General features: G+C 63.8%; 21 protein-coding genes. 7 read left to right on the top strand and 14 right to left on the bottom strand.

Going from position 1 to position 21484, the window contains the following annotated elements; translation table 11 throughout:
- Nucleotides 1-4 precede the first annotated feature (4 nt).
- Nucleotides 5-913, top strand: coding sequence for a myo-inosose-2 dehydratase (gene iolE, locus ACT6QU_RS06695; protein WP_444563298.1), 909 nt, complete (start codon nucleotides 5-7; stop codon nucleotides 911-913).
- A complete protein-coding gene (gene iolB, locus ACT6QU_RS06690) occupies nucleotides 913-1728 on the top strand; it encodes a 5-deoxy-glucuronate isomerase (RefSeq protein WP_444563299.1) in 816 nt (271 codons plus the stop codon). Before iolE ends, iolB begins: the two co-directional genes overlap by 1 nt.
- A gap of 45 nt (nucleotides 1729-1773) precedes the next feature.
- On the opposite strand, the gene ACT6QU_RS06685 is transcribed toward iolB, so the two are convergent.
- The 6 genes from ACT6QU_RS06685 to ACT6QU_RS06660 all read right to left on the bottom strand — a co-directional run bounded on the left by ACT6QU_RS06685 (nucleotide 1774) and on the right by ACT6QU_RS06660 (nucleotide 8796).
- The gene (locus ACT6QU_RS06685; RefSeq protein ID WP_444563300.1) at nucleotides 1774-3426 is read right to left on the bottom strand and encodes an ABC transporter ATP-binding protein; all 1653 of its coding nucleotides are present in this window, start codon (nucleotides 3424-3426) and stop codon (nucleotides 1774-1776) included.
- A complete protein-coding gene (locus tag ACT6QU_RS06680) occupies nucleotides 3423-4337 on the bottom strand; it encodes an ABC transporter permease (protein WP_444563301.1) in 915 nt (304 codons plus the stop codon). Before ACT6QU_RS06680 ends, ACT6QU_RS06685 begins: the two co-directional genes overlap by 4 nt.
- On the bottom strand, nucleotides 4337-5344 hold the full coding sequence (locus tag ACT6QU_RS06675; protein ID WP_444563302.1) for an ABC transporter permease: 1008 nt from the start codon (nucleotides 5342-5344) through the stop codon (nucleotides 4337-4339). Before ACT6QU_RS06675 ends, ACT6QU_RS06680 begins: the two co-directional genes overlap by 1 nt.
- A 64-nt stretch (nucleotides 5345-5408) precedes the next feature.
- Entirely contained in the window at nucleotides 5409-6998 is a 1590-nt protein-coding gene (locus tag ACT6QU_RS06670; RefSeq protein WP_444563303.1) for an ABC transporter substrate-binding protein, read from the bottom strand.
- Nucleotides 6999-7036: 38 nt separating this feature from the next.
- A complete protein-coding gene (locus tag ACT6QU_RS06665) occupies nucleotides 7037-7714 on the bottom strand; it encodes an AroM family protein (RefSeq protein ID WP_444563304.1) in 678 nt (225 codons plus the stop codon).
- 149 nt (nucleotides 7715-7863) lie between these two features.
- A complete protein-coding gene (locus ACT6QU_RS06660) occupies nucleotides 7864-8796 on the bottom strand; it encodes an AroM family protein (RefSeq protein WP_444563429.1) in 933 nt (310 codons plus the stop codon).
- A 136-nt stretch (nucleotides 8797-8932) separates the two neighbouring features.
- On the opposite strand from ACT6QU_RS06660, the gene ACT6QU_RS06655 reads away from it, so the two are divergent.
- Together ACT6QU_RS06655 and ACT6QU_RS06650 are read left to right on the top strand one after the other, a co-directional pair.
- Nucleotides 8933-10012 carry a DUF917 domain-containing protein gene (locus ACT6QU_RS06655; RefSeq protein WP_444563305.1) on the top strand — a complete coding sequence of 360 codons (1080 nt, stop codon included), beginning with the start codon at nucleotides 8933-8935 and terminating at the stop codon, nucleotides 10010-10012.
- Entirely contained in the window at nucleotides 10009-11565 is a 1557-nt protein-coding gene (locus tag ACT6QU_RS06650; protein ID WP_444563306.1) for a hydantoinase/oxoprolinase N-terminal domain-containing protein, read from the top strand. Before ACT6QU_RS06655 ends, ACT6QU_RS06650 begins: the two co-directional genes overlap by 4 nt.
- Before the next feature lie 86 nt (nucleotides 11566-11651).
- Here the strand turns inward: ACT6QU_RS06650 and ACT6QU_RS06645 are convergent, their stop codons facing one another.
- The 4 genes from ACT6QU_RS06645 to dctP (ACT6QU_RS06630) form a co-directional block, all read right to left on the bottom strand.
- Nucleotides 11652-12638, bottom strand: a complete 987-nt coding sequence (locus tag ACT6QU_RS06645; protein WP_444563307.1) for a quinone oxidoreductase family protein — start codon at nucleotides 12636-12638, stop codon at nucleotides 11652-11654.
- A gap of 36 nt (nucleotides 12639-12674) precedes the next feature.
- The gene (locus ACT6QU_RS06640) at nucleotides 12675-13988 is read right to left on the bottom strand and encodes a TRAP transporter large permease (RefSeq protein ID WP_444563308.1); all 1314 of its coding nucleotides are present in this window, start codon (nucleotides 13986-13988) and stop codon (nucleotides 12675-12677) included.
- A complete protein-coding gene (locus ACT6QU_RS06635) occupies nucleotides 13985-14428 on the bottom strand; it encodes a TRAP transporter small permease (protein ID WP_444563309.1) in 444 nt (147 codons plus the stop codon). Before ACT6QU_RS06635 ends, ACT6QU_RS06640 begins: the two co-directional genes overlap by 4 nt.
- A gap of 111 nt (nucleotides 14429-14539) precedes the next feature.
- Nucleotides 14540-15541, bottom strand: a complete 1002-nt coding sequence (gene dctP, locus ACT6QU_RS06630) for a TRAP transporter substrate-binding protein DctP (RefSeq protein ID WP_444563310.1) — start codon at nucleotides 15539-15541, stop codon at nucleotides 14540-14542.
- 132 nt (nucleotides 15542-15673) lie between these two features.
- On the opposite strand from dctP (ACT6QU_RS06630), the gene ACT6QU_RS06625 reads away from it, so the two are divergent.
- Nucleotides 15674-16252 carry a MarR family winged helix-turn-helix transcriptional regulator gene (locus tag ACT6QU_RS06625; RefSeq protein ID WP_444563311.1) on the top strand — a complete coding sequence of 193 codons (579 nt, stop codon included), beginning with the start codon at nucleotides 15674-15676 and terminating at the stop codon, nucleotides 16250-16252.
- A gap of 42 nt (nucleotides 16253-16294) precedes the next feature.
- Nucleotides 16295-16927, top strand: a complete 633-nt coding sequence (locus ACT6QU_RS06620; RefSeq protein ID WP_444563312.1) for a glutathione S-transferase N-terminal domain-containing protein — start codon at nucleotides 16295-16297, stop codon at nucleotides 16925-16927.
- A 66-nt stretch (nucleotides 16928-16993) separates the two neighbouring features.
- Here ACT6QU_RS06620 and ACT6QU_RS06615 read toward each other — a convergent pair whose 3' ends face one another.
- The 4 genes from ACT6QU_RS06615 to ACT6QU_RS06600 form a co-directional block, all read right to left on the bottom strand.
- The gene (locus ACT6QU_RS06615; protein ID WP_444563313.1) at nucleotides 16994-18367 is read right to left on the bottom strand and encodes a TRAP transporter large permease; all 1374 of its coding nucleotides are present in this window, start codon (nucleotides 18365-18367) and stop codon (nucleotides 16994-16996) included.
- A 2-nt stretch (nucleotides 18368-18369) separates the two neighbouring features.
- Nucleotides 18370-18843 carry a TRAP transporter small permease subunit gene (locus ACT6QU_RS06610; protein ID WP_444563430.1) on the bottom strand — a complete coding sequence of 158 codons (474 nt, stop codon included), beginning with the start codon at nucleotides 18841-18843 and terminating at the stop codon, nucleotides 18370-18372.
- A gap of 49 nt (nucleotides 18844-18892) precedes the next feature.
- The gene (gene dctP, locus ACT6QU_RS06605; protein WP_444563314.1) at nucleotides 18893-20011 is read right to left on the bottom strand and encodes a TRAP transporter substrate-binding protein DctP; all 1119 of its coding nucleotides are present in this window, start codon (nucleotides 20009-20011) and stop codon (nucleotides 18893-18895) included.
- A gap of 71 nt (nucleotides 20012-20082) precedes the next feature.
- The gene (locus tag ACT6QU_RS06600) at nucleotides 20083-20541 is read right to left on the bottom strand and encodes a cupin domain-containing protein (protein WP_152529557.1); all 459 of its coding nucleotides are present in this window, start codon (nucleotides 20539-20541) and stop codon (nucleotides 20083-20085) included.
- 141 nt (nucleotides 20542-20682) lie between these two features.
- Between ACT6QU_RS06600 and ACT6QU_RS06595 the strand changes: the two genes are divergently transcribed.
- On the top strand, nucleotides 20683-21438 hold the full coding sequence (locus ACT6QU_RS06595; RefSeq protein WP_444563315.1) for an IclR family transcriptional regulator: 756 nt from the start codon (nucleotides 20683-20685) through the stop codon (nucleotides 21436-21438).
- Nucleotides 21439-21484: the final 46 nt, after the last annotated feature.

Here is a 21484-nt window from a genome sequence, read left to right as displayed (position 1 = left end):
ACGCATGATCCTCTATGGAACCAACCCGATCGCCTGGTCGAACGATGACGACCGTTCGCTTGGAGCCGCAATCTCGCTCGAAACATGCCTCGAACAGGCCGCCGCGATCGGTTTCGACGGCATCGAGAAGGGGCACAAGATGCCCGACGAGGGCGACGCGCTGAAAGAGACGCTCGGCGCGCATGGCCTGCGTTTCGTCGGCGGCTGGTATTCGACCCACCTTCTGTCGCGCAGCGTGGAGGAGGAAATCGCCGTCGCCCGCGACCATCTCGACATGGTCCAGCGAGCAGGCGCAAAGGTGTTCATCGCGGCCGAAACATCGAACGCCATCCACGGAGCAAACGGCACGCCGCTGGCTGAAAGTCCCGTCCTGAACGCCGACGAGATGAAGCGTTTCGGCGAGAACATGGAGCGCTTTGCGGCTTACCTCGCCAGCGAAGGCCTACCACTCGTCTATCACCACCATATGGGGACGGTCGTCGAGACCGGGCCGGAGATCGATGCCTTCATGAATGCGACGGGACCTGCGACCCGGCTCCTGCTCGACACGGGCCATGCCTATTTCGGCGGCGCCGATCCGGCGGACCTTGCGGTCCGATACATGCACCGCGTCGGCCACATTCACTGCAAGAATGTTCGGCCCGAGATCATGGAGAGAGTTCGCGCTGAGCGCCTCTCATTCCTCGACGGCGTCCGCGCGGGCGTCTTCACGGTTCCGGGCGATACGGAGGGCGGCGTCGATTTCGCGCCGGTTCTGGAAACCGCAGCGCGCCACGATTATTCAGGCTGGCTTGTCATCGAGGCCGAGCAGGACCCCGACCAGTGCGATCCCGTCCATTATCAGTCGATGGGCCTCAAGGCGCTGCGGAAGATGGCGCGTGATGCCGGTTTCGACACGGCGGGAGGAGCCTGATGCCCAATCTTCTGCGAAAGCCAAGCGGCGATCACGGCCAAGTCCATCGGCTCACGCCGCAGGAAGCCGGCTGGTCCTATGTCGGCTTCGACCTGCACCGGCTGGAGGCGGACGAGACCGTTCATGGCCTTCTGGAGGGACGAGAGGCGATCCTCGTCATCGTCGAGGGCAAGGCGCGGATCGAAGCCGGCGGCAAGGATTTCGGCGAGATGGGCGAGCGGGCGAGCGTCTTCGAAAAGACGCCGCCGCATTGCCTCTACGTTCCGCCCGGAACCGCGTGGAAAGCCAGTGCGACGACGGCGCTCACCCTCGCCGTCTGCTCCGCGCCGTCGAAGGGTGGCAGGCCGGCACGGATCATCGGTCCGGCGGGCATCGACAAGGTCACGCGCGGCAAGGACGCCAATACGCGCTTCATCCATCCGATCGCGATGGAAGAGCGCGACGTGGCGGATTCGCTGCTCGTCACCGAAGTCTTCACGCCCTCCGGCAATTGGTCGTCCTATCCGCCGCACCGGCATGACGAGGACGATTTCCCACGCATGACCTATCTGGAGGAGACCTATTATCACCGCCTCGACCCGCCGCAGGGTTTCGGCTTCCAGCGCGTCTTCACCGAAGACGGCTCGCTGGACGAAACCATGACGGTGAAAGACGGCGATCTCGTTCTGGTGCCGAAGGGCCACCATCCCTGCGGCGCGCCGTACGGCTACGACATGTACTACCTCAACGTCATGGCCGGACCGTTGCGCAAATGGCGCTTCGAAAACCACCCCGACCATGACTGGATCGCGCAACGCGACACCCCGCCCTCGTGACGTGACCGCGTCGGGCACGTCACTGTGGGCACTGCGCGGTCACGCCTAATATTGGCGCAAGCTTTCAAGCTGTTGCCGTCCGAGGAACGCGGATGTCGAAGTCTTGCGCCCGCTTGCCAGCAATTGCTGCGTATAGGCCCGCTCCGGCATCTCGAATATCTGCGCGACCGGCCCCTGCTCGATGATCTTGCCGCGCTTCATCACCAGAACCCGGTCGCAGATTTCGCGCACGACGGCGAGGTCGTGGGAGATGAAGAGGTAGGTCAGGTCCAGCTCTTCGCGCAGGTCGCGCAGGAATTCCAGGATCTGCGCCTGGACGGATACGTCGAGCGCGGAAGTCGGTTCGTCGAGCAGCAGCAGCTTCGGCTTCAAGGCTACGGCGCGCGCGATGCACACGCGCTGCTTTTGCCCCCCTGAAAGTTCGTGCGGGTAGCGGTAGCGAAACGCCTTTGGAAGCTGCACAGTGTCGAGCAGCTTCTCGACATTGGCCTCGATCTCGCGGCGCGAAAGTTTCGACTGGATGCGGAACGGCTCCGCGATCGCATCGCCGACCGTGTGCCGGCCATTGAGCGCGGAATGCGGATTCTGGAAGACGAGTTGCATGTGCCGGCGCATCTGGCGCAGCGCTTCGCCGTTCAACGTCGTGATGTCACTGCCATCGAAGGCGACCGCGCCTGCCGTCGGCTCGACCAGTCGAAGCAACAGGCGTGCGATGGTCGACTTGCCGGAACCGGATTCGCCGACGATGCCCAGCACCTCGCCCTTCGAAACCGAAAAATCCACCTCGTCCACCGCACGGACCTCGCCGCCGGACTTCGTCGCATAGGTCTTGGAAAGTCCCTTGACCTCCAGCAGCGCCCCCGTCGCTTCGCGTTCCTCGCGCAGGGCCAGTGGCGCGTCGATATCGGGGACGGCGGCCAAAAGGCGTTTGGTGTAGTCGTGCCGGGGCGCGCGCAGAATGTCTTCGGTCGCACCGTCCTCGACGATCTCGCCGCGGAACATGACCGCGCAGCGCTTCGCCACCGTGGCGATGGCACCGACGTCGTGACTGATCATGATGACGGTGAGATTGAGTTTCGCGACCAGCTCCTTGATCAGGTCGAGCACCTGTGCCTGGACGGTCACGTCGAGCGCGGTCGTCGGCTCGTCGGCGATTAGGAGATCGGGCTTGCCCGACAGCGCCATGGCGATCAGCACACGCTGGCGCATGCCGCCGGAAAGCTGGTGCGGATATTGATCGCACACGCGCGCAGGGTCGGGAATGCCGACCTGGTCCAGCAATTCCTCGCTGCACGCCCGGCGCTGCGTTGCCGTCATCGAGACGCCCGTTGCCCGGTTGTGCGCGGCGATCACGTCGCCGATCTGCCTTCCGATCGAAAAGAGCGGGTTCAGATACGTCATCGGGTCCTGGAAGATCATCGATATCCGCACGCCGCGGATCTTCTTCCAGCCCTTGTCGCTGACGGTCGAAAGGTCGATGCCGTCGAAGCGGATCGCTCCCTTGACCACGCGCGCGCGCTTCGGCGCAAGGCCGAGGATGGAGCGGACCAGGACCGTCTTTCCCGAGCCGGATTCGCCGACGATCCCGAGCGTCTCGCCCTGCCTGACGGTCAGGTTGATGTTCTTGAGCACATGAACCGGCCCGTCGAACGTGTCGATGTCGAGCGTGTAGTTCGTGATTTCCAGCAGTTCGCTCATCGCTCACGGCTCCGGGGATCGAGGATGTCGCGCAGGCCGTCGCCGAGGAGATTGAACCCGAGCACGGTCAGGAAGATCGCCGCGCCGGGGAAGAACGAATACCACCACCAATCGGGCATGTAGCTGCGCGCGACCGAGATCATCGCGCCCCATTCGGGCGCCGGGGGACGTGCGCCGAGCCCGATGAAACCAAGGCTTGCGGCAGCGAGGATCGCCATGCCCATGTCCATGCTCATCTTGACGATGATGGGCGACCAGCAATTCGGCAGAATGTGGTGCCACATGATCCAGGGCGTGCGCGCGCCAAGCGAACGGGCGGATTCGACGAACAGCTCTTCCTTTACCGAAAGAGTCTTGGCCTCCACGAGCCGCACATAGCCCGGCCACCAGACGATGGCGAGTGCGATGACGCAGTTGGTAATTCCCGGCCCGAGCGCCGCGACGATGGCCAGCGCAAGCGCGAGGCCCGGCACGGCGAGGAACAGCTCGGTAAAGCGCATGATCGCCGCGCGCGTCCAGCCGCCGGTATAGCCGGCGATGATGCCGAGGGGGATACCGATGCCCGCGCCGATACCGGTGATCAACAGGCCGATCCAAAGCGACGTGCGCGCCCCGACGATAACGCGCGACAGGATGTCCGAGCCCATCTCATCGGTGCCGAACCAGTGGTCCGCGCTCGGCGGCTGGAGGCGCTCGGCCATGTTGAACGCGCCGGTCGTGTGTTCTGGATAGGGCGCCAGCCACGGCCCGAAGGCTGCAAGGGCCAGGAACAGGAGGACAAGCACGAGGCCCAGCATCGAGGAAAAGCTGCCGGCGAAGGTGTGGGCGTAAAGCCGCATCTGCCGGATGCGGCTTTCATGGCGCTCGCGAAATGTCAGGCGAACGGGCGTCGTCAGGTCGCTGGTCGTCATCACGCGCTCCTCAGTCTGGGATCGATCCAGGCATAGGCGAGGTCGACGATCGTATTGGCGACGATAAAGAAGAAGCCGATCAGGAGCGTCACGCCGATCACCGGCTTGAAATCGGAAGCAAGCGCCGACGAGACGGCGTAAAGGCCGATGCCCGGCCAGTCGAACACGGTTTCGACGAGCACGGTCGAGCCGAGCATCCAGCCGAAACGCAGGCCGATCATGGCGAGCGTGGGCAGCATCGCGTTCTTCAGGGCGTAGAGCGCAACGATGCGCCGGGAGGACAGACCATGCGCGCGCGCAGCAACGACATGGTCTGAGGACAGCACCTCGATCATCTCGGCGCGGTTCACGCGCAGGATCGACGCGAGACACGGAAAGGAAAGCACGATCGCCGGCAGGATGATGTGCTTCAAAGCAGTCCAGAACGTATCGAACTGGCCGCGCAGGAGGCTGTCGACCAGAAGCAGATGCGTAATGGGTTCGGGCGGCAGCGCCACGAGCGGCAGGCGGCCGGAAACCGGCAGCCAGCCCATCTGAACGGCGAACAGCAATTGCAGCAGAATGCCAAACCAGAAGGCGGGAATGGCGACCCCCGAGATCGAGAAGATCCGCGTCACATGGTCGAACCAGCTGTTGCGGTAGACCGCCGAGAGCATTCCGAGCGGCACGCCGATGAGGATGCCGAGCGTCATCGCCACCAGCACCAGTTCGATCGTCGCGGGCGCATAGCGTAGGAGTTCGTCGAGGACGGGACGCGTCGTCACGATCGATGTGCCGAGATCGCCGCGCACGAGGTCGCTCATATAGATGACGAACTGCTCGGCCACAGGCTTGTCGAGGCCGTTTTGGACACGGATGGTCTCGACCATGTCTTCGGTCGCATTGGGACCGGCGACAAGCCTTGCCGGATCGCCCGGTGCCACGTTGGTGATGAGAAAAGTCAGCGCGGCAATGCCGAGCATGGTTCCCACCAGCGCGGCCAGCTTGCGCAATGTGAAACTCACCATGGTTTGCGTCCCGTGATGCGGGAAGCACCAAAGGCGCTTCCCGCTGCGTTGGTGGTGGCTTTGCCTATTCGGCCTCGACCCAGAGCGGGTAGAGATCGACCTCGCCGGTGAACCGCACGGGGCTGAACTGGAACCCCTTCAGGTAGTCCCGATGCGCCCAGCGGCGGTTCTGCAGCATGCCAAAGACTTCCGGCTGATCGGCGACGATCTGCGTCTGGATCTTGGCATAGAGGTCGGCGCGCTCGTCCCAGTCGGTGCTGGCGCGGGCGTCGTCGATCATCTTCGAGACCTCCGCATTATCGTAGAACGCCATGGCGTAATACTGGCCCCAGGAGTTCTTGTGATACTGATAGGCCACCGCATCCGGGTCGGTCGAAATCGGCGTCACATAGACCGACGTCATGGCCGGCGAGGTTTCGACGCGGGCGCCGTTGGCGACCATGTTCGGCCACTGCTCCGGCTTGATCTCGACATTGATGTTGAGCGCCTTGAGGTTGTCCAGCAGCACCAGACCGATGCGGCGCGCCTCTTCCAGGCCGGCGACGTGGACATATTCCAGCGTGATGCCGCCTTCGGGGTGCTCGGACTTGGCGAGATATTCCTTCGCCTTGTCCAGGTCCTGGCGCGGAATGTCGGCGACGTCGATGTGTCCGCGCATGCCGTCCGGAAGCGGGCTCGTCTGCAAGGAGGCGGCGCCGTTGTAGATCTGCACCAGCGCGTCATAGTCGAGCGCGTGTGCAATGGCCTTGCGCAGGTTGATGTCGGCGGTCGGGCCCTGCTGCGTGTTGAACTTGATGCCGAAGGTCGTCATGCCCTTATGGTCCTGGATCTCGATCCCGGGCATGTTGGCGATCTGCACGTAGTCGTCGGAGGTCAGGCCTTCGACGATGTCGACCTCGCCGCGCTGAAGCGATGCGCGCTGGGCGGACGGCTCGCGGATGATCCGGTAGATCACGCCGGCCGGACGGTTCTCGCCCTGCGGCCAGCCCTTCCAGTAGTCGGCAACGGCCTGCAGCTCATAAAGCACGTTCGGTTCCCAGCGGCCGAGCTTGAATGGGCCGGAACCGGCGGCATTCTCGGTCAGCCAGGCCTCGCCAAAGTCGCCGTCGACCTCGTTGGCCTGGACTTCGGCCGGGTTGACGATGAACCACCAGGGCAGGAAGGAAAGGAACGGCGCATAGGGCGCCCGCAGCTCGAACTTGACGGTGTAGTCGTCGACCACCGAGACGCCTTCGGGCGCGAGGAAGTCCTTGAGCATCCACGCGACGCCCTTGTTCAGTTTCAGGCCACGTTCGAAGGAGTAGCGAACGGCTTCGGCATTGACCGGATCGCCATTGTGGAACTTGGCGTTCTCGACCAGCTTGAACGTCCAGGTCTTGCCGTCCTCGCTGGTCTCCCAGCTCTCGGCGATCCACGGCTTGATCTCGGCCGGGTCGCCTTCATACTTCACCAGCGCATCATAGACGGCCTGCTGCACCATGCGCGTCGACCAATCGTAGCGCACGTGCGGGTCGAGCACCGGGATTGCCTGGCGACCGGCGAAGACGATGATCTCGCCATCTTCGGTCCGCTCGAACGCGTGCGCGCCCGATGCCATGAACGTGCCGGCGAGAAGCGCTGCCGCCATCGCCGAAAGAATCAATTTCCTCATCATCGACAGTTCCCCTTTGTCATAGCGAAAATCATTCGGTTTCAGATCATCTGGCGCACGACGCCCGCGACGACGCGGCGCGACAGCAGCACCGGCGCGTCAACCGCGCCGCGAACCTCGTCGAGCATGGCGGCCGTGTAGCCCATGCAGTGCATCACCACGAGATCGCAGTCGGCGACGCCTTTTGCGCCAGTGGCCATGCCGCCGCCCGAATAGGGCGAGGCCGATACGACCGTCGGATTGCCGGCGAAGACATGGCGCTGGCCGAATTCGGCCACCTGACGCTCCAGCGGCAGGATGACGCCCAGATTGCGGCAGGAAGCAGCCAGTGCCTCGACCGTGGAGTCCACGATCCGCTGCGCCTCGACCACGAGCGTGTTCTTCAAAGGATCGATGCGCGTGCCGGTGCAAAGGAGCACGACGATGTCGAATCCCTTGCCGTCGATCTCGGCCAAGAGTTCGTTGAGCCGTTCTTCGGTGCGTGCCTTCGACGAGACGATCTCTTCGCCCGAGGCAAGCCGCGTCGCGAAAGAATGCTCGCCGTCTTTGGCGAGAAAGGCTTCAAGATCGGCACCCTCGAGCCCGTCGAGCACGCCGAACTCCTCATAGGAAGGCTGTGTCTCAAGGCCCGCGGCGATCTCGGCCATCATTTCGGGCACGATGTCGGAACGCGGCGTCTGGCCGATCGTGACGAAGGCGATACGTGAAATGCGCGACATGCAGCTCGGGTCCTCAGGCAATCGAATGCTGAAGCCTAGCCGTCAAAAAGTCCGGCGGACTATAGGGAACTCCCCCTAGGTGAAGCGCAATCTGCCTGCCCTGACTGCCGCATTGGCACGCATTGGCCTGCCCGATTCCCCGGCAGCGGTCAGGGATGGCCCGCCTGGACGACCAGGCGGATCAGGGCGGCCGAAGACGTCACCTCCATCTTCGCCATGACGTGCGAGCGATGGATTTCGACGGTCTTCGGGCTGATGCCGAGCTGGCGCGCGATCGCCTTGTTGGACAGGCCTTCGGCGGCCAGCGACATGACCTGCCGCTCGCGCGGCGTCAGACGATTGACGCGTTCGGCGAACTCGCCGGACATGCCCGGCAAGCTGATCGGCTGCGGCCGATAGAGCAGAAGCCGGATCGCGCTGGAGATGATTCGCCGCGCCAGCACCACGGGCTTGCCGGTTACCTTCGCCGCCATTTCGCGGTCGGATTCGGAAAAACTGACTGAATTCAGGACGATGATCTCGCATTCGGCAAGGTCGAACAGCGCGCGCGCCAGCGAAGCCCGGTCACCGTCCACGGCATAGCTCGCCGTGATCCGGTAGGGGTCGAGCGCCGGGATTTCGAGTTCGTCGATCTGCTGCTCCAGTGGCTGGATCAGCCCGACGGACGAGCCCTGGGCAGCGAGCGAGATGACGGCCGATTCCAGCGCCCGCTGGGCGTTGACGGTCGGGCAGGTGCTTTCGAAATCGCGAAACAGACCGGTCGACAAGATCACGACCAGATCGAACTCGTTCGGCTTGAAGCCAGCAACGAGTTGCGCCATGCGCTCGCCGATCCGGGGCTTGGAAACGACGATCTCGCTGTTGTCGGCCAGCCGCGTCACGATGCTCGTCTCGCCCTGACGCACACGCAGATCATCGATTTCCCAAGGCAACAACCCATCCAGCGCGCCAAGTTCGATCGCCTCGATAGGCATGTCCAGATTGGCCAGCATTTCTCCGATGAGGTCGGCACGCGGCGTCTGCCCGACGCTGACGAACATCACCTTTTTCGGCGATATCGCTCCCGAGCTCATATCCTGCATGGTCACGTGACGTGTGGCTCCTTGTCCGTCCCTTGCGACCTGCTCAATTCGTGGGCAAGCGCAATCTAGGGGCAGTTCCTTATATTGTCGGCCCGTTCTCGAAGCTAGCTTCTAGCCGATTATTTGGAGGCAAGACATGACGCGTGACTTCGAGGCGGACGAGATCGATCCGCTTGCCGTGGGTGCCTGGATATTGGGAACGGGCGGCGGCGGCAGCCCCTATCTGGCGCAGCTCAACCTGAAAAAGCTCTATCGCGACGGCAAGAAGTGCCGACTGATCGATCCGCTCGCGCTCGACGACAATGACGCGGTTGCAGTCGTCTCCAAGATGGGCGCACCGCTCGTCGGTCAGGAACGGCTCGTCGATCCGGCCCATCTCGCCCGCGCGATGAAGCTGATGGAAGAATATACTGGCAAGCCGTTTCGCGCCGTCATGAGCGTCGAGATTGGTGGCGGCAACGCGCTGTCGCCATTCCTTGCCGGCGCAATGCTCGACATCCCGGTCGTCGATGCAGACGCGATGGGCCGCGCCTACCCGGAAGCGCAGATGACGTCCTTCGCCATCGGCGACCTGCAGATGTATCCGCTGACGCTCGTCGACTGCCGCGACAACGAGGCGATCGTCGCCAAGGCTGCGAGCTGGAAGTGGATGGAGCGCATCTCGCGCAAGGTCTGCACCGAAGTCGGCTCCACGTCCGCGACCTGCAAGGCACCGCGCACCGGCCGCGAGGTGAAGGATTGGGGTGTTCTCCACACGGTCACCAAGGCGACCAGCCTTGGCCGCGCCGTCCTCGATGCGCGCGCCCGACATGCCGACCCCGTCGCCGCCGTTCTGGAACATGAAGGCGGGATCGAGCTCTTCAAGGGCAAGGTCACCGACGTCGACCGGACCACGACCGGCGGCTTCCTGCGCGGCGCGGCGAAGATCGAGGGACTCGACAACGATCGCGGCGCCAGCTTCGAATTGTCGTTCCAGAACGAGTGGGCCGTTGCCTTCCGCGATGGCCAGCCCATCGCCATGACGCCCGACCTCATCTGCCTGCTCGACGCGGTGTCGGGCGAAGCGATCGGCACCGAGACGGTGCGCTACGGTCAACGCGTCACCGCCGTCGCCCTGCCCGCACCTGCCGTCCTGCAGACACCGAAGGGCCTCGAACATGTCGGCCCCCGCGCCTTCGGCTACGACCTCGAATTCAAATCGGTATTTGCATCATGAAGCGTATCGGCATTGACGTCGGCGGCACCAATACGGACGCCGTCCTCATCGACGGCGAGACCGTTCTTTCCGCCATCAAGTTCCCCACCACTTCGGACGTGATGAAGGGCGTCGTCGACGCGATCCGCCACGTCACGGCGAGCCAGCCGGCTCACGCCGCTCCGGTCGACGCGGTGATGATCGGAACGACCCATTTCACCAATGCGGTCGTCGAACGTGCGCGGCTCGAACGCATTGCTGCCATCCGCATCGCCATGCCGGCCGGCGCCTCGCTGCCGCCGATGGTGGACTGGCCGGACGATCTGCGCGAATCCGTCGAGCCGATGACCTTCATGGTCGAGGGCGGCCACGAATATGACGGCCGTCCGCTCGTCCCGCTCGACCGCGATGCGGTGCGCGAGGCGGCGATGAAGATCCGCGACGCGGGCATCCAGTCGGTGGGCATCACGGCGCTGTTCTCGCCGCTGACCACCGAATGCGAGGTCGAGGCGGCAGAGATCGTGCGCCAGGTCATGCCCGATGCGCGCATTACCCTGTCGCACACGCTCGGCCGGATCGGGCTTCTGGAACGCGAGAACGTCACGCTCCTCAACGCCGCCCTGCAAGGTCTCGGGCAGCGCACGGTCGGCGCCTTCGGCCAGGCGCTGAAGGAATCGGGCGTCCACGCGCCCTTCTACCTGACGCAGAACGACGGCACCGTCGTGCTGGCCGAAATCGCGGCCGCGAACCCGGTCTACAGTTTCGCCTCCGGCCCGACCAATTCGATGCGCGGCGCAGCTTTCCTTACTGGCCTCAAGGAGGCCATGGTGGTCGATGTCGGCGGCACGACCAGCGACATCGGCTGTCTCGTCGGCGGGTTCCCGCGCGAGGCGAACAATGTCGTGGAAGTGGGCGGCGTGCGCACCCTCTTCCGCATGCCGGACCTTCTTCCGATGGCGCTGGGCGGCGGCACCATCATCGATCTCGATCGGGGCACGATCGGACCGCGCAGCGTCGGCTACCGAATTACCAGTGAAGCACTGGTATTCGGTGGCTCGACGTTGACGACCACGGACGTTGCCGTGGCAGCGGGGCTCGTCGAGATCGGAGACCGTAACCGCGTCAAGCACCTCGACTCATCGACCGTCTCGACGCTCCTGAAGCGTATCGAGAAGATGGTCGAGGACAGTGTCGACCGCATGAAAACGTCGGCCGATGGCGTCCAGCTCATCGCCGTCGGCGGCGGCTCGTTCCTCATTCCCGAGAAGCTTGCGGGCGTGCGCGAGGTCTTGCGCGTCGAGCATGCCGGCGTCGCCAACGCGCTTGGCGCGGCGATGGCGCAGGTTTCCGGCGAGGTCGACCAGGTCTTCTCCGGCCTCTCCCGCGATGCGGCCATTGCCGAGGCCGAGAAGCTCGCGCGCGAACGCGCGATCGAAGCAGGTGCGCAACCCGGCACGATCACGACCCTCGAGACCGAAGACATCCCGATCGCTTATCTGCCGGGCGACGCCCGCCGCGTGCGCGTGCGGGTGGTTGGCGACATCGCCTTTAGCGAGAAGCGAAAGGTGGCCTGACAGCAACCCGCTGTCCAAGCGGGCCGGCATTTGGACGGCAACTGGGGCAAGGCTCTGCGCCCTTGCGGCAAGGTTGAGCTATGTGCCTATCCGCCTTCCGGAACGAGAACGACCGCACCGCCGGCCAGGCGCGATTCCAGCCGGCGGTGCGCGTCCGCGGCGTGGCTAAGCGGGAGGGTCTCGCAGTCGGGCGCCGACAGGATGCCAGCCTCGAGCGCGGTGAAGAGATCGGCGGCCATGGCGTTGCGGCGGGCGGGATCGGCGAGGTAGTGGAAGATGATCGGCCGCGTCAGCGAATTCGAGCGGGCGGCAAGCCGGCTTACCTCGAAGGGCGGAACCGGGCCAGACGCCTGGCCGAAATTGACCAGATGACCCAGCGGGCCGAGGACGGCGAGCGAACCATCGAACGTGTCCTTGCCGACTGAATCATAGACGACGTCGACGCCGGCGCCTGCGGTCAGTTCCATGACGGCGGGGGCGAAATCGGTCTCCCGGTAGAGAACCGTGTGGTGGCATCCGGCAGCCTGCGCGATCCTCGCCTTCTGTTCGCTGCCGACGGTTCCGATGACCGTGGCGCCCAGACGCGACGCCCACTGGCACAGGAGCCGCCCGACGCCTCCGGCAGCGGCATGGACGAGGATCGTCTCGCCGGGCTGCACGCGATGAACCTGCCGCAGGAGCATTTGCGCCGTCATGCCTTTCAAGAGAAGCGAAGCGGCCTGCCGGTCGTCGAAGGTCGCCGGTATCGGGATGGCGAGGTCGGCCGGCAGGACACGCATTCCGGCATATGCCCCATAGGTGCCCGTGACGTACCCGACGCGATCTCCGACGGCGTGGCCGACGACGCCCGCCCCGACCTCTTCGATGACCCCGACGGCCTCGATGCCCGGGATGCCCGGCAAGGGCAGCGTCCGGTAACTGCCATTGCGCACGTAGACGTCGTGAAAATTGACGCCGATGGCCGTCTGCCTGATGCGGATTTCACCTGGACCCGCATGCGGAACGTCGATCGTCTCGGCCGCAAGTTTGTCCGCATCGCCATGCGCACGCAGAACGATTGCCTGCGTCGTCATGAGAATGGCCGCCCGGAGCGGGCCATGAAAGTCGCCTCAAAGATAGCGGGGCAGCCAGGTGATGATGGCCGGAAAGGCCGAGAGGATCGCCATCCCGAACAGGAAGATGACAACGACCGGCCCGGATGCCGCAAAGACCTGCTTGAGGGACAATTCATCGGATGCGCCTTTCAGTGCAAACAGCGTGTAGCCGAAAGGCGGCGTGACGCTGCCGATCGTCAGATTGATCAGGAACATCGTCCAGAACCATGTCGGATCGAAACCGTAGGCCTTGACGATGGGAACATAGAGCGGGATCGCCAACAGCATGAATGCGATCTGATCGATAAACATGCACAGAACGAGGGGCAGCACCATCAGTAGCAGGAATATTTGCCAGTTCGGCAGGTCGAGGCCAGTGACGAGAGTGACGAGCCCGCCCGTTGCGCCCATGAACGCCAGAAGCTGGCTGAAGAGCTTCGAAGAAGCCAGAATGATGAGGATCATCGCACTCAGATTGGCCGTCGACAGGAGCGATTCGGTGATGACGCGCCAAGAAAGCTGACGGTACATCGCTGCGGTGATGATCGCGCCGACGACCCCGGTCGCAGCCGCTTCCGTGGGGGTCGCTACGCCCAGCAGGATCAGGCCCAGAACCGAAAGGATGATGATCCCGAAAGGCAGCATCTGGACGATCGCCATCAAAGCCTCGAGCAGCGTCGCGCGCGGCAGGTCCGGCTCGCTTAGCGGCGCCAGGTGGCGCCGACGCGCGATAGAAACCGCCAGATAGAGCGAGATCAGCATGGCGAGCAGCAGGCCGGGACCGATGCCCGCGATCAGGAGGCCGGCTATCGACACGTCGAATACCAGCGAGCCGATGACGATGACGAAAAGGCTGGGCGGGATGATTGGCGCGAGACTGGCGCCGGCCATGATCACCATCGCCGAAAGCTTCGGGTCGTAGTTCCTGCGCAGCATGTCGGGCAGAACTGAGCGACCCAGCATCGCCGCCACGGCGACCGCCGATCCGGAAAGCGCGCCGAACAGCGTCGACAGTGCCACCACCAGAAAATAGAGGCGACCCGGCATCCGGCCGACCAGCCTGTCCACGCTGCGGAAAAGCACCTGCACGCTGCCGGAGCGAAACAGGATTTCGCCCAGGAGGATGAAAAGGGGGATCGTGATCAGGCTATGAGCCGTCGCGGTCTCGAACACGCTGTTTGCAAACAGGCCGAAACCCGCCGGCCCCAGAATATAGAAGACGCCGACGAGGTTCACGACCATGAAGGCAACGAAAACCGGCACCCCCAAAGCCAGCAACGCGAGCAGAGACGCCAGGAAGACCGCCAGTGGAACTTCCCAGCCGCTCATCGGATGTCACCCGATATCGGAACCGGCGCTGCCGGCCCGGCGAAAGCCTGGCGCAGGAAGTGCAGTCCCGTCAGCGCGAACCCGGCGACGATGAACGCGGAAATCCACCATTTGGGAACAGTGAACGTGCCGACCGTGTAGATGCCATTGGCAAATTGTCGAAGCGTCTCCATGCCGGCGATCCATGCCGCCACGAGGCAGGCAGCCGACGCCGCGATCGCGATCCCGGCATTGAGCACTCTGTTGGCCCCAACGGACAGGTACTCGCTCAGGATCGTGATCGCGACGTGGCCCTGCCTGCGCGCGAGCTCCGGGATCGCAAGGAAGATCGCCGCGCACAGGAAGAACCCCACCGAGTCGGATACCCACTCAGTGGGACGATTTGCAAAGTAGCGCAGCACGACATCGGAGCAGGTCGAGACCACGATGATGGCGAGCAATGCCGCCGCCGCGCAAAGCCCTGCCGTCGACACCATGTCCAGGCCGCGGCAAAGAACGCGGAGCCACGCCGGCGTGTCGCTTTGTGCTTGCCTGGTCGCGCCCGGTCGCACCTACTCCGCGAGCCCCGCCTTGGCGGCAAGCGCGCGCAGTTCCGCGACGGGTTCTGCCGCCTGTGCGGAAGCCGCCTCCCAGACGCTTTCGGCCCAGTATTTGTCCAGCGCCGCACCCTCGCCTTCGGAAAAGTCCGCCTTTTCCATGCCAAGCTTCTGAAGTTCCGCTAGTTCGTCGGCGCCCAGCCGGTCGAACACCTCGACGGACTGCAATTCGATCGCCTTGGCGGCTGCGGTGATTGCGGCGCGCTGATCGTCATCGAGGCTGGCCCAGGTCGCGCCGTTGAAGAAGATCAGTGCGCCGACCTGTCCAAAGGCTGGTTCCGAATAGTAGTCCGCCACTTCGTTGAGCTTGAATTCGACGACGCCGGTCGTGGTCCAGATGGCGCCGTCGATCACCCCGCGCTGGAGGCTGGTGTAAACCTCACCGCCGGGCATGTTGACCGGCGATCCGCCCAGGGCGCGGACGAGCGACTGGTGCGAGGCCGTGCCGCGGATCTTCCTGCCATCGAGGCCCGGTTCACCGTCGATCGGCGATTTGAGGAAGATGCGGAACCCGTCCGAGCCGATCGGGGGCGCGCCCACGAGTTCGACCTGGAGATTGGTCCTGTAGTGGTCCGCGATGAAGTCGAACACGCCCGCCTCGCGCCGGCCTGCCGGGTCGGCCGCGGTCGCGTCGATGCTCATACCCAGTGTCGTCGTGCCGGCGTGGTAGGAGGGATGCGTGAACAGAACGTCGAATACGCCCGCCTGCATCGGCTGGAACTGCTCGAAGGTGGCGACCGTGTCCGGCCCACTGAGAACGAAGGTGATCTCGCCATTAGTGGCTTTTTCGACCTCCGCCATGAACGGCTTCAAGATGTGCTCCGTGAAGGCGTAGTTGGTCGCCCATCCCGAGACCACACGCAGCTCGCGCGCGTCGGCGTTCGATGATGCAACAGTCGCAAGCGATAGGCACGCAAAGGACCCGGCCGCCCGAAGCAGCCTCGATACGTCTCGCATGATGGTCTCCCAGGGTTTCGGTCTTGCCAAAGGCTGACGTTAGGTTAAGTTCAATACGGAACCGTGTAAAGTCCAATTTTGAACCGTTTTCGTTGTTGATTCGCACGAATTTCGCCAAGGAGCGCACAGCCGATGACACCACCGAACGACCCGGCAGAAGCCGGCGCCGACGCCGCTGTCCATTCGCGTGAAACGACGCTGCGCGAGAGGATGCTGCACGAGCACGTGATCACGACGGCGTGGCGGCTGAATTCGCTCGCGAACTTCTATTCGGTTCCCTTCTTCCGGGCTCTCGAGCAGGCCACCGGGGTCAGCCGGGCGCAGTACAACATCCTGCTGTGTCTGGCGCATTTCCCGGGCATCACCGCTCAGGACATCGTGGCGATCAGCAGCCGGCCGAAGAACAGCATCAGCGTGGCGGTGGGCCAGTTGGAGGAAAGCGGCCTGATCGTGCGCCGTCAGAGCAGGACCGACTCGCGGCTGATCGAACTTCACCTGACGGATTTCGGACGGGAGGCCTACGCAGAACTGACGCCGCTTCTGGAGCAGCGGCAAAGCCAGATGCTCGACATCCTCACGCCCTCGGAGCGCAATCGCCTCGACCAGCTCCTGCTGAAGGTCGGGCTCAACATTCCTGCCTGGGAAGAGCCCGAATTGCCGCCATCGCTGAAGCGGTTTCGCAGCAAGGGCGGTCGCCAGACAGCGAACTGACCACAGTCGCGCAGCAGCAATTTCCAGAAAAGGTCCGGGTCGATGAAACTCCTGAGCGCCACCCCCAGCCCCTATGCCAGAAAAGTTCGGATCGCTTTGATCGAGAAGGGCTTGCACTTCGACCTCGTTACCGAGGTGCCTTGGGACGCCTCCACCTCGACGCCGCGCTACAATCCCCTGGAGAAATTGCCGGTTCTGATCCTGGATGACGGCACCAGCATCTATGAATCCAGCCTGATCCTGCAATATCTCGAACTGACGCATCCCCGACCGCGCCTTCTTCCGACGAATGTCACCGACATCATCGCGGCGCGGCGGGTCGAGGTTCTGTGCGACGGGATCTGCGATGCGATCGTTCTCATTTTCTGGGAGCTCAAGCGGCCGGAAGCGTGCCGAAGCCACCCATGGCTCGCGCGCCAGCGTCGCAAGGTGGACGGGGGACTGAATGAGGTCGGCCGACTGGTCGGCGCGCGTGACTGGGCCGTCGGCAATGCGTTCGGCCTTGCCGACATTTCGGCAGGAGCAATGCTGCGGTTTCTCGACATCCGCTTTCCGGAACTGGGCTGGCGCGAAAAGCACCCGCACCTTGTCGGCTACAGCGACCGGATGGAGACACGCCCATCCTTTCGCCAAACGACGCCCCGCGCCCAGCATTTTTCCGATCCCGTCGTCTGATCGAGCGAGCGCCGCGCCATCTGCAAACTCGATCCTGCGGGAATACCGAGCGCCGCCTGTCATCGCCTACCCCATCTGCCCCGGCAGCCAGGTCACGATTTCGGGGAAACAGAAGATCAAAACGATCACGATGATTTCGAGGGGCAGGAACCACATGACACCCGCGAACGCCCGTTCGACGGGAATGCCCGAAACGCCCGAGACGACAAAGGCGTTGAGGCCGAAGGGCGGGGTGATGAGGCCGACCTCGACCATTTTCACGACCAGGATTCCGAACCAGAGCGGATTGTAGCCGAGACCTATGACCACCGGGAATGCCAGCGGGACGCCGATGAGAAGCATCGAAATCGGATCGAGGAACATGCCCAGCGGCACGAAGGCGAGAAGCAGGAGCGCGACCACCATCCACGGGGCCACGTCGAAGGACAGCATCCAGGCGGTGAAGTCCGCCGGCACGCCCGCCGAAACGAGGAAATAGGTGAAGACGGCCGAGCCGATCAGCAACATGAACGTCATCGATGTCAGCGAGACCGCTTCCATGACGGATGCGGCGGTATCGGAAACGGCCTGCCTGACCCCGCCCGCTCGAAGGCTGTCGTGCAACATCATCAAAAGCGCGACGACCGCGCCGATCGCCCCTGCCTCTGTGGCGGTGACGATGCCGGAATAAATGCCGCCCATGACGACGCCGAACAGAAAGCCGACGCGCACGATACTCGACCAGGCATTGCTCGCGACGGCTTGCGGTGCCGGCACAGGCTCCGGCAGGACCGCCGCCGCGCCGAGCGATCGCGGAGCTTGGCCGTCGCGCGCGCCCCTTCCCGCCAGCCGCGGGTCGTAGAGGCAGGCGGCGACGACGCCGAGCGCATAGACGAGCGCGGTGAGAATGCCGGGAATGATGCCCGCGATCAGCAGCGGACCGATCGAGGTATTGGTGATGATCCCATAGAGGACGATTGCGATGGATGGCGGAATGAGAACGCCCAACGTGCCCGAAGCACCCACCACGCCGGCGGCCAGTGTCGAGTTGTAGCCGTGACGCTGCATCTCGCGCATGGCCGTCGGACCCAGGGCGGCGATGGTCGCGACGCTCGATCCCGAGACGGCAGCGAAGAGCGCGCAGGATGCGACCGTCGCGATGGCGAGCCCTCCCGGAACGGCCCGCAACCCGCGGCTGGCGAGATTGTAGGCGTCAAGCGCGAGGCGTCCGTTCTTGGCGAAGATGCCCATCGCGACGAAGAACGGAATGACGATCAGGACGTACCGCGCCGGCGATTCATAAGGCAGCCGCGCAAGCGTGCTGTCCGCAGGTCCGGGGCCATCGAAGAGACAAATCCCCGCCGTTCCGGCCGCAAGCAGCGCGAAGGCCACGGGAACCCGCGCGGCAAGAAGACCGAACAGCGTGGCGAGGGCGACGACCAATGCCGTAGTTGCGTCCACGATCACCGTCCTCCAGGTCGCTTCAAAATGTCCAGAAGTCCGATAGCGAGTTGGAGGACAAGCGCGCATAATCCGAGCGCCACGGCAAAGCGCGCGGGCCAGACTGGGACCTCCGAAAGCCCGATGCGATACTCGCCCGTCGTCCATGATTCACCGGCAGCCTCGATGCTGGCGACCGTCATCCAGGCGAGCACGACGAGCGCGACGGCAACTCCGAGGCCGCGCACGATGCGATCGAGGCGGACAGGTAAAGCACGTGTCACCAGGTCGATCGACACATGCGCGTCGGCCTTCTGCGTCCAGGCGAGGCTCAGGAAGACGATCGCGACGAGGATGACTTCGGAATATTCGTAAACGCCGGGGATCGAATGACCGCCCAGATTGCGCCAGGCCACATCGGCCACGGTCAGCGCAATCAGCCCCATGATCAGTGCGCCCGCGACGAGCGCACCGATCTTCGAAAGCACGTCGATCATGCGTCTCACGTCGCGTCCTCCGTGCCAATGTCGGCGATCGATGGCGTCTTCAGTCGCTTCGCGCCGCGCATCTCGCGACGCCGAGCTCGTATTTCGAGTCCGCCTCGTATTTCGCGAGCGTCGCCGTGTAGTCGGCATAGAAGGCGTCCACGACCTCCGCCGTTACGCCCCGCTCGAGGACGGTCGCTCGCCAGGCATCCTTGATCGTGTCGCCCACCTCGGCCTTCCAGGCTTCGACCTCGGTATCCGGCGCGAGCGCGACGGTCGCCTTGGCGTCGAGCAGCTTGGTGCAGGCTTCATCTTCATAGGCCATGAGCGCCGCAGGCTCGCGCTCGAACATGTACTCCTCGGCGACCTCGGTCATGATTTTCTGAAGATCCTCGGGAATCCCGTTCCAAAGCTCGAGACTGATGCCGACGCCGACCGAGGAATACATTCCGATGCCGGTGTAATAGAGGCTCGGTGCGACCTCATGCAGCTTGAAATAAGGGATGGCATCGAAGACGAGGCTGCCGAAACCGTCGAGGGCTCCGCGCTGTATGGCCTCATATTGCTGGCCGGGATCGATCGAGACCGGCTGGACGCCGATCGTCTGGAAGGCTCTCGCGACATAGCCGAGCACGCGAAGGCGCTTGCCGTCGAGATCCTTCAGCGCCGTCACCGGCTCGCGCACCCCGGATACTGCTGGCGTGACCGGCACCATGAACATGAGCTTGATGCCTGCCGCCTCCAATTCCTTGCGCATGCTCTCGTTGTTCTTCGACAGATCATAGAACGTCAGCATCATCGCATGGGGATCATCGGTCACGAACGGAATGGAATCGACCGACCAGAGCGGCAGATCGGCCGGCCAATATCCGGGCGACATGTAGCCTCCGCCGACGCGGCCGTCCCGCGTCGCCGGCAACGTCTCGAGCGCGCCCATCAGCGACCCGGCATAAAAGGTCTGGAACTTGACGCGATCTTCCGAGCGCTTGGCGACTTCGTCCGCCCACCACTGGATGGCCTCGACATGGGCGGGGCCGCGCGGCACTGGACTTGTCAGCCGGATGGTCACGCTTTCCTGCGAAACCGCAAGCGTGGGCGTGCCGAGAAGGCTCGCGACCGCGAACGCCGAGGCTGCGAGGAGAAGGCGGGCAGTCGATCGGGATTCATGAAATGCGGCCATCATTCTGTTCCCTTGGTTGTTGAGCCCTTCGGGCTTTTTTCTGGATCGGGCAGCGCCCCGCTGCCCCGAATTCACGAACGCACAGTCTGCGAGATTTCGCCGGGAGGCAGCAGCCTGAATTCCTCCGACGCAAGCATCGCCGCCTCCGGGCCGGCGGGCGAATAGACGGCCAGGATTCTGACCGGCTCCCATCCGACGTTGAAGGTCGAATGGAAGGCACCCTTGGGTATGACGACGAGTTCGCCGGCGCCGATCAAGCGAGTGCGCGGCTTCCCTTCCTCATATTCGATCGTCATCTCTGCCTTGCCGGCGACCATGAATATTAGTTGCTCGGACGCTTCGTGCCGGTGCCGCGCATGGCCCTGCCCCGGCAGGAAATAGAGCGTCACGGCCGACATCGTCTCGCTCGTTCCGTTGTCCGGCGACGCGAGCAATTTCAGCGTCGCCCATTCACACACGAGCGTCTCGACCTCCTCCGGATCGATGGCGACGGGTTCCTTTGCAATTTGCCTGAGTGCCTTGACCGTCACCTGCTCCCCCAACCTCCACTGCCGACGAATTCGAAAGGCAGCTTGCCAAAGCTGTTTTTTCGCTATATCGAATAAATATTCTTGTAGCAGAATTTTTGCGCCTTTGCAATCTGCGCTTACGCAAAGGAAAGGATCGCGCCAATGGCTGACAAAGACCCCATGAAGGGCGCTGCAAGGGTCCTCGACCTGATGGAAGCTTTCGGCGGCCGGTGCATTCCCATGTCGCTGACCGAGATAGCGCAGGAGATCGCGGTTCCGATCTCGAGTTGCCACTCACTCGTGAAGACGTTGCATCAGCGCGGTTACATCTATCGTCTCGACAGCCCGAAGCGCTTTTATCCGACACGGCGCCTGACCGAACTGGCCGAGCGCATCGCTCGCGGTGATCAGCCGCTTCGCCGGATCGTGGCAGTCGCGGAGGAATTGAGCGCCGCAACCGGCGAGACGGCGATCATCGGCAAGCTCCAGGACGACAGTGCACTTTATCTCGACGTGGTCGACGGCACGCACACCATCCGCTACGCCGCATCTCCGGGAGACCAGCGGCCGGCCCATACCAGCGCGATCGGCAAGGCTGTTCTGTCCTTGCTCGGGCGGAAGGAATTCGAAGCGGCGCTCGACCGGATGACCCTCGTCGCCGTCACCCCCTCGACGATCACCGATCGCCCGAGCCTAGAGGCCGACATCGCGGAAGGCAGGGAGCGCGGCTATTTCCTGTCGCGCGGGGAAACGGTGGACGATGTCATGGGCATTGCCGTGGCGGTGAAGTTCGGCGGAGAAGCCTACGCGATCGGGATCGCCGGTCCCCTCCTGCGCCTGGATGCGATGCGCGAGACCTACGTCAAGAGCCTCGACGACCTGCGTGACAAGCTCGCGGAAATCAACGCCACCATGTAGGCGATCCTCCAACTCGAGCGGACGATTGCCGACACGCAGAGAGAGA

The organism is Aliihoeflea sp. (assembly GCF_052435475.1).
Taxonomy (GTDB): domain Bacteria; phylum Pseudomonadota; class Alphaproteobacteria; order Rhizobiales; family Rhizobiaceae; genus Aliihoeflea.
Note: the sequence above shows the minus strand (reverse complement) of the source record. Positions and strands in the feature narration are given on the sequence as shown.